At 71.6% G+C, this 12,353-nt stretch carries 10 protein-coding genes; 3 read left to right on the forward strand and 7 right to left on the reverse strand.

Annotated features, from left to right (window positions below; translation table 11 throughout):
• Window positions 1-12 precede the first annotated feature (12 nt).
• The 4 genes from I004_RS0118255 to I004_RS0118270 form a co-directional block, all read right to left on the reverse strand.
• Window positions 13-1,830, reverse strand: a complete 1,818-nt coding sequence (locus tag I004_RS0118255) for a hypothetical protein (protein WP_051345149.1) — start codon at window positions 1,828-1,830, stop codon at window positions 13-15.
• Window positions 1,831-1,968: 138 nt separating this feature from the next.
• Window positions 1,969-3,357, reverse strand: coding sequence for an NsdA family TPR-like regulatory protein (locus tag I004_RS0118260; protein ID WP_028436681.1), 1,389 nt, complete (start codon window positions 3,355-3,357; stop codon window positions 1,969-1,971).
• A 222-nt stretch (window positions 3,358-3,579) separates the two neighbouring features.
• Window positions 3,580-4,497 (reverse strand): alpha/beta fold hydrolase, encoded by a 918-nt coding sequence (locus I004_RS0118265; RefSeq protein ID WP_028436682.1) that lies wholly within the window; start codon window positions 4,495-4,497, stop codon window positions 3,580-3,582.
• A gap of 670 nt (window positions 4,498-5,167) precedes the next feature.
• Entirely contained in the window at window positions 5,168-5,863 is a 696-nt protein-coding gene (locus I004_RS0118270) for an iron-dependent transcriptional repressor DtxR (RefSeq protein ID WP_028436683.1), read from the reverse strand.
• 240 nt (window positions 5,864-6,103) lie between these two features.
• Between I004_RS0118270 and I004_RS0118275 the strand changes: the two genes are divergently transcribed.
• Complete coding sequence (locus I004_RS0118275) at window positions 6,104-6,856, forward strand: SIS domain-containing protein (RefSeq protein ID WP_028436684.1); 753 nt, start codon at window positions 6,104-6,106, stop codon at window positions 6,854-6,856.
• Between the two features lie 62 nt (window positions 6,857-6,918).
• Here I004_RS0118275 and I004_RS34670 read toward each other — a convergent pair whose 3' ends face one another.
• Together I004_RS34670 and pdxH are read right to left on the reverse strand one after the other, a co-directional pair.
• Window positions 6,919-8,445 carry a PAS domain-containing protein gene (locus I004_RS34670; RefSeq protein WP_051345150.1) on the reverse strand — a complete coding sequence of 509 codons (1,527 nt, stop codon included), beginning with the start codon at window positions 8,443-8,445 and terminating at the stop codon, window positions 6,919-6,921.
• Between the two features lie 393 nt (window positions 8,446-8,838).
• A complete protein-coding gene (gene pdxH / locus I004_RS0118285) occupies window positions 8,839-9,510 on the reverse strand; it encodes a pyridoxamine 5'-phosphate oxidase (RefSeq protein WP_051345181.1) in 672 nt (223 codons plus the stop codon).
• Window positions 9,511-9,892: 382 nt separating this feature from the next.
• Here pdxH and I004_RS0118290 point away from each other — a divergent pair, with 382 nt between their 5' ends.
• Both I004_RS0118290 and I004_RS0118295 read left to right on the forward strand, forming a co-directional pair.
• Complete coding sequence (locus I004_RS0118290) at window positions 9,893-10,993, forward strand: citrate synthase 2 (protein ID WP_028436686.1); 1,101 nt, start codon at window positions 9,893-9,895, stop codon at window positions 10,991-10,993.
• Window positions 10,994-11,183: 190 nt separating this feature from the next.
• On the forward strand, window positions 11,184-11,537 hold the full coding sequence (locus I004_RS0118295) for a VOC family protein (RefSeq protein ID WP_028436687.1): 354 nt from the start codon (window positions 11,184-11,186) through the stop codon (window positions 11,535-11,537).
• Window positions 11,538-11,611: 74 nt separating this feature from the next.
• On the opposite strand, the gene I004_RS0118300 is transcribed toward I004_RS0118295, so the two are convergent.
• A complete protein-coding gene (locus I004_RS0118300; RefSeq protein ID WP_486580099.1) occupies window positions 11,612-12,340 on the reverse strand; it encodes a MerR family DNA-binding transcriptional regulator in 729 nt (242 codons plus the stop codon).
• Between the last annotated feature and the right edge of the window lie 13 nt (window positions 12,341-12,353).

Genomic DNA, 12,353 nt, shown 5'->3' on the forward strand with positions numbered 1-12,353 from the left:
TCGGCCGTCCGCTCAGAGCTGGACGACCTGACGCTCCTTCAGGCCGTATTTCTTGGCCGTGGGGTTCCACAGTCCCGCCGCCTTCTTCTTGGCGGCGGTCGCCTGGCCGCTGGAGCGGGCGCCGAGGCCGGTGTGTGCCGTGGTCCGCGCCTTGCCCTTGCGGCAGCCCTTCTTGCCGGAGGTCTGGTCGGCCCACGCCGCGTAGTGACTGTCGGCGGAGGCGGAGGCCTTCCATGCCTGCGTCAGCGCGGACTTGAGCTGCGCGTTGGCGGGGATCTTGTCCGTCTCGATCTTGCCGAGGCGGGTGACGAGGCTGTTGCGCTGGTCGGCGGCGGCCCGCAGATCACTGGCGGACTGGCCCAGCTTCTTGCAGGACTTGATGTTCTCCACCGAACGGATCACCGTCGCACGGCTGTTGTTGCTGTCGGCGAGGAGCTTGTCGAGCTCCTTGGCCTGTGCCTCGACGGGGTCAGGACCCTCGGACTTCTGACTGGCCGGTGCGGTCGAGGACTTGCCTCCCGACTTCTTGTCCTCGTCGCCGCCACCGCTCAGGGCGGCACCCGCGACCATGCCGACCCCGGCGACGACCGCGACACCGACCCCGATCAGGATGCCGGGGGACATGCGGGAGAGCGCGCTCCGCTCGGCGTTGCGGCGGGCGGCGCGCCCCTGCGGTTCCCACTGGCCACTCTGCGGACTCTGACCTGCGCCGGGGCCGTACGGCCCGGCCGGACCACCGGGAGCACCGGGGCCGGCTCGGCCTCCGGCCTTGCCCAGACCACCCACTCCGCTGTTGCGCTGGCGGGCGGCCGCGTGGTCGAAGAGGGGCAGGCTCTGCGTGGAGCCCTGCTCGCCGGAGTCGCCGCGCCCTCCGGGGCCCGATCCGGGCTCCGACCGGAAGAGGCTCTCGAACCCGGCAGGCGGCTGCTGCCTGTCGCCGGGACCACCCTGACCGCCGGCAGGTGCCTCAGGCGGCAGCGGCGTACGCAGCTGCGCCGTCGACTCCGGGTCCCGGACGGGGGCCTGGCCGGTCTGCGGGGGGAGCATCTGCGTGGCATCGGCGTCCATCGCCGGAGGCGCCTGCACGCCCTGGTACTGGCCGGGCTGGGGCGGGGCACCGGTGACCGGCGGGATGAACTGCGTGGCGTCCGACTCGGCAGCGGGAGGCGCCGCGGACGCCGAGGGTGCCGGCATGGCCTGGGAGACGCCCTGCTGGGAGGAGAAGGTCTGCATCGGACCGGGGCCCTGGGCGAACTGCTGGCCGGCGAGCGGCTGTTGCGGTTGCTGCGGCGGCAACTGCGCGTTCCCGTCGAATGCCTGGCCGTTGTGCGGTGCGGGCGGGTGCGGTGCCTGCGGTGCCTGCGGTGCCTGCGGCCCCTGCATGGGGGGCAGGTCGTTGCCCACCGCCTGCGGCGGCTGCACCGGAGGCAGATCAGCTGACGGGACGCCGTGCGGCGGCGGCTGTTCACCGCCGCCGTGTCTTCCGCCCGCCCCGGGGCCCGCCTCCTCCACGTAGGCCGCAGCCGATAGCTGCTGCGGCGGTATGTAGGGCGGCTGCGCGGGCGGCGGAGGCGGTGACTGCGGCGGCGGAGGCAGGGACGGACCGTACGGGTCCCCCGCCGCCACGGCGGCTTGCGACTCCGGGCCCCAAGGCTCGGCCTGCGACTCGGGGCCCCAGGGCTCACCCCACGGCTGCCCCGCGGACGGCTGGCTGTGCGAACGGTCGACCTGGCGCTGCTGTTCAGGGGTCCACGGGTCGCCGTTCGCCGGCAGCACGACACCCTCGTAGAGGGGCGGGTCGCCCTGTCCACGTCCGCTGTGCGCTGTCACCGGGGCTCCTAGATCAATCAACTGCCTACCTGAACCGACGGGTCACGCTACCGGGTGCCCAGGAATGCGACCACGCGCCTGATGGGGCGACACCAACCCTTCACCTCGGATATGGAACAAACCGGCGGATACGCGCACTTACCCGACCGTCGCACCCTCCAGTCGTGCCGTGAAATCTCGCACGACCGGCTCCTTCACAAACGGCGCAAGTCGGCGCCGGAAGTCGTCCAGGTACTCGACACCGCGCCCCGAGCGGAGAGTTGTGAGGATTTCCAGCGCCTTTGTGCCGGTATGACATGCGTGTTCAAGCTCACGTTTCTGCAGCTGCGCCGATGCCAGAAGGAAGGTCCCGATCGCCCGTCGCCGCACGCGGCTGTCGTGGTGGGACGCGAGCGACTCGTGGGCCCTCTCCGCCGCATCGCCCGGCCTCTGGAGATCACGGTGGCAGTGGGCCAACTCGTCGGCGAAGTAGGCGCGGTCGAAATGCGAGATCCACACCGGATCGTCCTGAGGATCGCGGGCGTCCGCACGCTCCATCGCCGACTGCGCCCTGCCGAGCGCCTCCTGGCAGGCCCGTGCGTCCCCCAGCTGTGCGTGACCGCGCGCCTCGGCCGCGCAGAACATCGACTCGGTGCGCGGCGTCGCGTGCCCGCGGGCCCCCTCCTGTGCCGCGCGCGCCAATTGGACGGCCTCGTGGGGATTTCCGAGGAAGGCCGTCAGATGGCTCATGCTCGCGGCCAGCACGTATCCGCCGTAGGCACGGTCACCGGAAGCCTGTGCCAGCCGCAGTGCCTGGATGAAGTGCCGCTGCGCCACGCCCGTCCGGCCCGTGTCGACGGCCATGTAGCCGGCGAGTTCGGTGAGCCGCGCGGCGGCCGCGAACAGCGCACGGCCCACCGCCTCCCGGTACGAGCCCACGAGCAGCCCGGAGACGACGCTGTTGAGGTAGTGCACGACGACGGGACGCACATGGCCGCCGCCGAAGCGGTGGTCCAGCTGGGAGAGGGAATTCGTGGTCGCGCGCACGGCAGCCACGTCCGAGGCCCCCACGCGAGTACCCGCGCTGCGCGCCACCTGCTCGTCGGGGGCGGTGATCAGCCAGTCCCGGCTGGGCTCGACGAGCGCCGACGAGGTGACGGTGGTGCCGCCGACGAGGCCGCGTCCTCCGACGTCGCTGCGCCACAACTCGCATGCCTGCTCGACGGCTGCCGCGACGGTCGGCGCGAAGTGCAGGCCCACGGCGGAGGCCTTGTTGCGGCTGTCGGACATCCCGATCTCTTCCGGGGTGACCGTGCGCCCCAGCTTGCGGCCGAGTGCCTCCGAGATGACGGCGGGAGCGCGCCCGCGTGGCTGCTGACCGCGCAGCCAGCGCGCCACCGAGGTCTTGTCGTACCGCAGATCCAGTCCGTGCTCCATCCCGCACAGGTTGACCCGCCGTGCGAGCCCCGCGTTGGAACAGTTGGCTTCCTGGATGAGTGCCTGCAGCTTCTCGTTGGGCTGCCGAGCGACCAGAGGCCGGGCGGTCATGTATCCCCCTCAGGACGACATTGGATGACCACTGCCCAGGACATATGCCCGTGTCTCAGGCGATGCACCACCGACCGGACACCACAGCGCAGTGTGCAATTACCCGTCACGCCCAGGCAATTGCGCGTGCGCCCCCCGCAGTGCCCCTATGCGCCCTCGCGGCGGATCCGGCCGATCGAGGCGCCGCAGTCCCTGTCGGCGGCACGCCCGAGGAGACCTTGCTCAGCCGTCGGCGGGCAGCACCGCCTGAAGAAACGGTTCCACGACGCGGCGCCAATCGGCGGGCTGGTCGAGATGCATGAGGTGACCCGCGTCCGGCACCTCCGCGTAGATCCCGCGGGGCAGCACACGCACCATCTCCTGGGCCTCGGCGCGGCCCAGTTCACCGTCGATGCCCCGTACGACCAGAGTCGGGCAGACCACGCGCGCCAACTCGTCCCAGTGCGCGTCGTGCACCCACGCCTCCCGCACCTCGAGCATCTGCCGCCGGGAGAAGACGGGCCACCAGCCGTCGTCCTTCTCCGTCATCACCTCGGCGAAGAAGTCGCCCCGCGACGGCTGTGGACGCTCCAGCTTGGGGTCCTCCTCACCGAACCATCTGCGGACGTCGGCGAGCGTCGCGAACGGCACGGGCCAGGACTTGAACCATTCCTCCCACTCGCGCTGCGAGTGCTCCCCCAGCGCCGACGCCTTCATGTCACAGATGATCAGCGCGTGTACGAGGTCGGGCCGCTTCGCGGCGAGCTGCCAGGCGGTCAGGGCGCCCATGGAGTGGCCGATGACTGCGACGGGGCCCATGTCGAGCTGTTCGATCGCGGCCTCGGCATCGGCGACGAACTCCTCGCGGCCATAGGGCAATTGGCCCTCGCCGCGGACGGGCCTGTCGCTGCGGCCGTGGCCGCGCTGGTCGAGGCCCACGGCGCGATACCGGCCCGACAGCCACCGACCGGTGTCGGCCCAGTGCACCGCCCGCCCCATCAGGCCGTGCAGCAGCAGCACGCCCTTCGAACGGTCTAACGGTTTGTCTCCCAGAGCGCCGGCGCCGGGTTCCGCTTCCGGACCGCACTTGGGCATGTCGGAGAACTCCCAGGCTGCGAGCCGGATTCCCTTCGAACCAGTCACGTCGAGCCGTCGCACCATCCGCTCCGGCACCCCCATTCCTTCTGACCGCTCCCCCACGCTATCGAACTTCTATTCGAACGCGCCGCAGTCCGACGGAAACCCCTACTTTCGAGTGACTGTGCTCAAGGGTTGATCTCCAGGGGTGTGGAAAGACAGCTACCGGGAGGAGGGGCGACCCTGGGAGCTCGGGGCTCTGGGTCGTCTCAGGGGAACAAGGGGAGGCGGGGCCCCGGCCGCGGAAAGCGCCGGGGCCCTTGTCATGACGGGAGAGCGGTCTGAGATCTCCGGCCCGGGTGCGGGAGACGGAAGTGAAGGACGGGGCACCGTACGACGGTTCGGGTCTGGATGCGTCGCACGGGGATTCGGCTCTGCAGGACCGCCCCGGTCTGCGCCGTCTCGCGCTTCCCGTTCCGCCGGCCCGCTCGGCGCGATCCATCGACGCCTCCCTCCGCCCGTATATGAGTAGCCACAGCGTCGCACGCCGCATGGCCGGGCACTCGGTTTACCGTAACTTTCGTACCGCCAGGGCTCTTTGGGAAGATGTTCCGCTTTGGGTCCGGGCGCACTTGCCGGGCGCAGATGCGATGGACTGCTGACTGAGCGTCAGAAAATCAGGAAATGCCGAGCACCACAACACCGCCTCCTTGAGGCTCCGCGCCCCAGGAAGCGGTAGTGATCCGCCCGGAGATCAGCGCCGCGCGACGAACACGTGTGCCGCGATGTCCGAGTCCAGCTCGGCCGCCTCGCCGCTGCTGCCGATCTGCACGCCGCCCGTCGCACCCGCGTTCACGCTCACGACCGCGCCCGGCTGAACGCCCGCGCGCCGCAGCGTGTACATCAGCTGCGAGTCCATCTGGATCGGCTCGCCGATGCGGCGCACGACGACGGTCTTCGCGTCGCCGCCCGCGTCCAGGTCCGTGAGGCTGACCATCCCCTCATCGAGGAAGGACTCGGCCTCCGCCTCCTCGCCCAGCTCCTCGAGACCCGGGATGGGATTCCCGTACGGCGACTCCGTGGGGTGGCGCAGCAGTTCGAGGACGCGGCGCTCGACCGCCTCGCTCATCACGTGCTCCCAGCGGCACGCCTCCGCGTGCACCTGCTCCCACTCGAGACCGATCACGTCGACCAGCAGGCACTCGGCCAGCCTGTGCTTGCGCATCACGCGCGTGGCGAGGCGGCGGCCCTCGCTGGTCAGCTCCAGATGCCGGTCCCCCGCGACCTTCACCAGCCCGTCCCGCTCCATGCGCGCCACGGTCTGGCTCACCGTCGGCCCGCTCTGGTCGAGGCGCTCGGCGATGCGGGCACGCATGGGGACGACGCCTTCCTCCTCCAGCTCCAGAATGGTGCGGAGATACATCTCCGTGGTGTCGATCAGTCCGGACATGCGTGCCCCTCGGTCAGTCGTGCATCTGTGGCCCTGAACCTGCGTCCCTGGCCCTGCTTCCAATTCTGACGCATCGCACGGACAACCGTCCCTCCCAGGACGGGCCGCTCTCTTGACAGAGCACTGGTCCAGACCTCTACCGTGATCGCGGCCGGGTCCGCGGGCACGGACGGCGATCCCGGTGACCTGGCGGCGAGAGCCGCGACGACGGGCACGACGAGACCCGGGGGGACCTGCGGGATGAGCGACCACACGCTGGCGAACGGCTTCTTCGACGCCGCGATATCCCTGCTCCAGCAGGTCAGGGACGCCGCCGGGGAGGACATCGCCGCCGCCGGGACGCTGGTGGCCCGCACCGTCGAGGAAGGCGGCCGCGTCTTCGCCTTCGGCGCCGGCCACTCCTCGCTTCCGGCCCAGGACGTCGTCTACCGCGCAGGCGGCCTCGCCGTGATGAATCTCCTCCCGGTACCGGGCGCGGTCGGTGTCGATGTGCGCCCTGCCACGCTCGGCAGCGCACTGGAGCGCGTGGAGGGGCTCGCGTCCGCCGTGCTCGACACCGGCCCGGCACGCGCCGGAGACCTGTTGTTCGTGATCTCCCTCTCGGGCCGCAACACACTGCCGGTGGAGATGGCGTCGCACGCACGCGGCCTCGGGATCAAGGTCGTCGGCGTGACATCCGTCGCCTACGCGCACGGGACGACCTCGCGGCACTCGAGCGGGACCTTCCTCAAGGACCACTGCGACATCGTCCTCGACAGCCGGATCGCCGTCGGCGACGCCGAGTTGACGACCGACGGAGTCCCCGCACCCTTCGCCCCCGCCTCCACCGTCGTCACCAGCGCGCTGATGCAGGCCGTGGTCGCCACCGCCGCGGGCGAACTCGTCTCCCGCGGCATCGAACCGCCGCTGCTCCGCTCCGGAAACGTCGACGGAGGGCTCGCCTGGAACGAGACCGTCATGGAGCGCTACGCGGACCGCATCTTCTACCGCTGACGGCCCCCCGTGACTCCGGCCGGCGAGACGGCGCGGAAGCGGAAACGCCGGGCGCGGAACGCCTACGACGCTGAGCCGGCGACCGGCCGCGTCAGCTGCGCCATGTCGACCGCCGCCGCGATGCGTACGGCGATGTCCTCCGCGTACGCGGCGTCCGAACGGTCGAAGGAACGGCGGCTCGCGCCGCGCAGGAAGGTGACCACACCGAGCGTCCGCCCCCGGCTGCGCAGCACCGTGCACAGCCCGTGGACCGTGCCCTCCGGCCACTTGCGCGCCGCGGCCCAGCCCTCGATGACGCTGCTGCCGGCCGCTCCCGTGGCCGCGACCCCGCCGACGCTCGCCCGCACCGAACCGCAGCGGGCGTAGGCCTGGTGCGCGGGGTGCCCGTCCGCGTAGCTGACGGGGATGGCGCCGGGCACGCCCGGCCCGCCCGGCCCGCTCACGAACGACTGCTGGAGCGACGGCCCCGGGCACGGACCCGCCGCGGGCGTGGCCGCGACACGCACCAGGTGCGGGGTCCCGCCCTGGCCGTCCGCGTCGAGGCCGTGGCCGTCGCCGCCGCCGGCCTCGTCGCCCGAAAGGACAAGGTCGAGCAGGGCGTGGTCGGCGAAGCCTGCGAGGGCGAAGTCCAGGTGGACGCCGGCCGCTTCCATCGGCTTCTCGCACTCGGAGGCCGCACGGGCCGCACGGTGCAGCTGGCTGTCGCGGAAGCGCAGCCGGTCCGCCTCCTGCTCCAGGCGCTTGGACTCCGTCACGTCCTGGAAGAGCCAGGCCACTCCCAGCGGCACCGGCGTCTCCGCCAGCGGCGAGGACAGCCGGAGGAATCCGCTGCGCCAGCACCTGCGTGCCCCGCTCCCCTCTCCGACGGCCGCGCCCTGGGACTCCTCCGTACGCCGCGCGGAGCGCAGCGTCACCCAGATCTCGGCCGGGGCGACGGGCGGGCCGTCGGCCAGCACGTGCTGGAGAGCGCCCTCCAGTTCCTCGACGCCCTGGTCGATGAGTTCACCCAGGGGACGTCCGAGCATCGTCGCCCGGGAGACACGGAAGGCGCTCGCCGCGGAGACGTTCACCACGGCGGGACGCAGATCTGCGTCGACGAGGACCACGCCCCAAGTCGCGTCCTCGAAGAGGCATTCGCTGAGCGCGATGGAGCGCTCCAGGTCGATCTGCGCGTGCACCTCGCTGAAGGCGCAGTAGACGCCCATGGGGCTGCCGTCGGCCGCGGCGACGCCGGACGCCTGCGTGCGTACGAGCAGCCGCCGGCCGTCCTTCGTCAGCAGCGCGAACTCGTGCACCTGACGTCCGGGCGTGTGCATCGCGGCGAAGAGGCGCGCCTGGACCTGCTCCGCGTCGGCCTCGCGCAGCGCCCAGCCCGCCAGGCCCTGCCGTCCGACGGCCTCCCCCGGGGTCCAGCCCAGAAGGCGTTCCGCTTCGCGGTTCCAGTGGGTGACCACACCGTCGGCGTCGAAGGCGCACAGGGCCGCGTCCATGCCGTCGAGCAGCGCGGCGAGCAGCAATTCGTCGTCGGGCCCCTGCCTGTCGTCACCGTCGGACGACGAAGCAGCGTGGGTCCTGGATCGAGCGGACACCTAAGCACCCCCAGCTGAACGCGCCGATTGACTGCCGCTTGCCGCTGCGCGCACGGATCATTCAACTCGAACGTGACGCAGCGCACACGATGTTCGGCGAAATCGTTGCCGCCCCGAAATCGCTTGCGGGTGCCCGTCCACGCTGCCTAGCGTGCTGGGTACACGGGAAAGGAGGTGATCCGGTAAATGATGCTTACCCGGACGCGTGAGGTGGCTGCGGCCTAGAGCCGACGCCACAGTGTGACGCCGGTATCGCCGGCCAATCTCAATGCAGTCACCCGGCCCGTGGGCTCGTCGGACTCGTCCGACCGGCGCCGTTCGCCTCAGGCGAGCGGAGCAGCCCACGGGTCGTCTGCGTTCCCGCGCGCTCGCCCCGTGCGTGCCCGAGGCGCCTCAGGGGCAGAGCCGCTCGACCCTCCAGCCCGCCGCGGCGGGCGCGCCGCCCTCGGTACGGACGTAGCGCAGCCGGTCGTGGAGCCGGTTCTCCCGGCCCTGCCAGAACTCGACGGATTCCGCACTCACCCGGAAGCCGCCCCAGCCGGGCGGCGCCGGCACGTCCTCGCCCTCCGGATAGCGCTCGGCGAGTTCTTCGTACATGCGGTCCAGTTCCGCCCTGGACGCCACCGTGGAGGACTGTTCACTCGCCCACGCGCCGAGCTGCGATCCGTGCGGGCGGGTGCGGAAGTAGGCCGCGGTCTCGTCCCGTCCGATGCGCTCGGCGGTGCCGGAGACGATGACCTGCCGGGCGATGGAGTGCCAGGGGAAGAGGAGCGAGGCGTGAGGGTTCGCCTCGAGCTCGCGGCCCTTGCGGGAACCGTAGTTGGTGAAGAAGACGAAGCCGCGCTCGTCGTACTGCTTCATCAGGACCGTGCGGGAGCTGGGCCGTCCGTCCGAATCGGCGGTCGAGACGATCATCGCGTTCGGTTCGTGCAGCCCGCTCGCCGCGGCGTCGCCGAACCAGCGGGCGAACTGGGCGTACGGATCGGGCTCGAGGTCCGTCTCCGAGAGTCCCTGAACGCGGTACCGGGCGCGCATCGCGGCGGGATCGAGGACGGTCAAGGGCATTTTGCGGGCGGCGTCTTCGTCAGCGTCGGGCACGCGTTCATCTTGCAACATGATCGGCAGCCGCGGGCGTGTGCCTGATCTCACCCGCTCCCCGGATGTCCGCCGGTGCGGGGCAGGCCCCAGAATCGTCTGCCGGGTCACCGCGGCCTGCGCCCCGGGGGAGCCCGCCTGACGTCACGACCGTCCCGACCGGCGGGTGAGCACGCTCCGCACGGGGCAGGCCCTGGGTGACGATGTCGCGGTCCGCCAGCCGTTCACCGGCGGTGGAACCGCCGCTCCCCCTCGGCCTACGGCCTGGGGGGACCCCCAACCCGTCCCAACACCGGCGAACCCGGTCGCCTCCTTGGCGGTCCGGCGCCGGCAACTCAAGAGGAGCCGCCTGATGTCCGAGTTCGTACCCGGGCTCGAAGGAGTCGTCGCGTTCGAGACGGAGATCGCCGAACCCGACAAGGAGGGCGGCGCTCTGCGTTATCGCGGCGTGGACATCGAAGACCTGGTGGGACACGTCTCGTTCGGGAACGTGTGGGGCCTCCTGGTCGACGGAAGCTTCAACCCCGGGCTGCCGCCGGCCGAACCGTTCCCCATCCCCGTGCACTCCGGCGACATCCGCGTCGACGTCCAGTCGGCCCTGGCGATGCTCGCCCCGGTCTGGGGCCTCAAGCCGCTGCTCGACATAGACGAGCGGCAGGCACGTGAGGACCTGGCGCGCGCAGCGGTGATGGCGCTGTCGTACGTCGCGCAGTCGGCGCGCGGGCCCGGCGTGCCGATGGTTCCGCAGCAGGAGATCGACAAGGCGGAGACGGTCGTGGAGCGCTTCATGCGGCGCTGGCGCGGCGAGCCCGACCCGAAGCACGTCCAGGCCGTCGACGCCTACTGGACGTCGGCCGCCGAACACGGCATGAACGCCTCCACGTTCACCGCGCGCGTCATCGCCTCGACCGGCGCCGACGTCTCGGCGGCGCTCTCCGGCGCGGTGGGCGCGATGTCGGGACCGCTGCACGGCGGTGCACCCTCCCGTGTGCTCGGCATGATCGAGGAGATCGAGCGCACGGGCGACGCGGACGCGTACGTGAAGCGTCAACTCGACCGCGGCGAGCGCCTGATGGGCTTCGGGCACCGCGTCTACCGGGCGGAGGACCCCCGTGCGCGCGTGCTGCGCCGCACCGCCAAGGAGCTGGGGGCGCCGCGCTACGAGGTGGCGGAGGCGCTCGAGCGTGCGGCGCTGACGGAACTGCACAACCGCCGTCCCGACCGGGTGCTGGCCACGAACGTCGAGTTCTGGGCCGCGATCGTCCTGGACTTCGCCGAGGTGCCCGCCAGCATGTTCACGTCGATGTTCACGTGTGCGCGCACGGGCGGCTGGGCGGCCCACATCCTCGAACAGAAGCGCACGGGGCGGCTGGTGCGGCCCTCGGCGCGGTACGTGGGGCCGGGTTCGCGCGATCCGCGGGAGATCGACGGATACGGCGACGTGCTGCACTAGGCACTGTCCGGCAAATAGCGTCGTCCGTCCGTCAGGCCTGGGCGGTACGCCCGGATCGGCCCTCCCCCGATCCGGGCGTACCGCTGGATCACCTTGCGCGGCCCACGAGGCGAGCGCCCGAAGCCCGGTGGCCATGGTCGCCGTCCTGACAGAATGCTCGGGCCGAGTTGCCTTCGGAGGGGAGGACCGGGTGCGTGTCAGAGGCGTGATCGCCGACCTTCGCGTGGCCGACATCGCATCGGCCAAGAGCTTCTACACGGACTACCTCGGGCTGAGCGTCGAGGAGTTCGACATGGGATGGGTGGCCCGCTACACCTCGCCGGACACGGGCGCGAACCTTCAGGTCCTCACCCGCGACGCGACCGCCCCGGAGGACCCGGTCGTCTCGGTCAAGGTCGACGACGTCGAGGAGGCTCTGGATGAGGCCCAGCGGCTCGGATACGAGATCGTGCACCCGCTGACCACCGAACCCTGGGGTGTACGCCGGTTCTTCGTCCGGGCTCCCGACGGCAACGTCTTCAACATCGTTCAGCACAGGGACTGAGCCGGCGCCTCCGCTCCGCCCGGGGCTGCCCCGGGCGGAGCGGAGGCTCCGGGGGCCCAGCCGGACCGGCGGCCTCAGTCCGCCGCACTGAGGTAGCCGTGCAGCAGGCTCGACCCTTCGAGCATGGCCCGCGCCAGCCGGTCCAGTTCCTCCTGGCGTTGCGCCACCGCCGCGCGCAGCGCGTCCGTACTGCCGGTGCGGCGCAGCTCCGCGAGCACGGAGACGATGCGCGGCAGCGGATAGCGGCTCCGGCGCAGGGTGCCGACCAGCCGTGCGTCCCTGACCTCCGGGGCGCCGTAGCGGCGGTACCCGGTCGCGGGGTCACGCCGCGGCGTCAGAAGTCCGGCGTCCTCCCACACCCGCAGGGCCGAGGGCCGCACGCCGATGTGGGCGGCCACCTCCCCGATCCGCATGTCCGGGCTCGGCAGCCCGTGGGTCTCCGGGTCCCCTCCGGCGATGGCCGCGAGCGCACGGGCGGTGTCGCGCAGCGAGCGGCGCTGCTCGTGCAGCAGGGCGTGGCCTTCGTCGACGAGGGCGAGGGCCAGGGAGACGTCGCCGTCGTGCACGGCCAGCATCACGGCCTGAGCGGTGTGAGGACCGTGACCGCGCGCCAGCGCACGGTAGGTGAGCACGGCATGGCGGTGCCGCGGTGTGAACTGGCGATACCCCGAGTCCGTGCGTGACGCGGGCGGAAGGATGCCGACCGCCTCGTAGTTGCGGATCTGCTGCGCCGAGACGCCCGCGGCCCGCGCGAGATCGACGGGGCGCAGCTTTCGCTCGACACCGTTCATCGCTCTCGCCACCCCGCCCTCCACT

The sequence above is a fragment of the Streptomyces sp. TAA486 genome (genome assembly GCF_000426165.1).

Excerpts from the sequence above, each read along its gene's own strand:
- I004_RS0118290 (WP_028436686.1), top strand. The coding sequence starts at position 9,893 with ATGTCCGAGTTCGTACCCGGGCTCGAAGGAGTCGTCGCGTTCGAGACG.
- pdxH (WP_051345181.1), bottom strand. The coding sequence starts at position 9,510 with ATGCCCTTGACCGTCCTCGATCCCGCCGCGATGCGCGCCCGGTACCGC.
- I004_RS0118265 (WP_028436682.1), bottom strand. The coding sequence starts at position 4,497 with ATGGTGCGACGGCTCGACGTGACTGGTTCGAAGGGAATCCGGCTCGCA.
- I004_RS0118260 (WP_028436681.1), bottom strand. The coding sequence starts at position 3,357 with ATGACCGCCCGGCCTCTGGTCGCTCGGCAGCCCAACGAGAAGCTGCAG.
- I004_RS0118275 (WP_028436684.1), top strand. The coding sequence starts at position 6,104 with ATGAGCGACCACACGCTGGCGAACGGCTTCTTCGACGCCGCGATATCC.
- I004_RS0118270 (WP_028436683.1), bottom strand. The coding sequence starts at position 5,863 with ATGTCCGGACTGATCGACACCACGGAGATGTATCTCCGCACCATTCTG.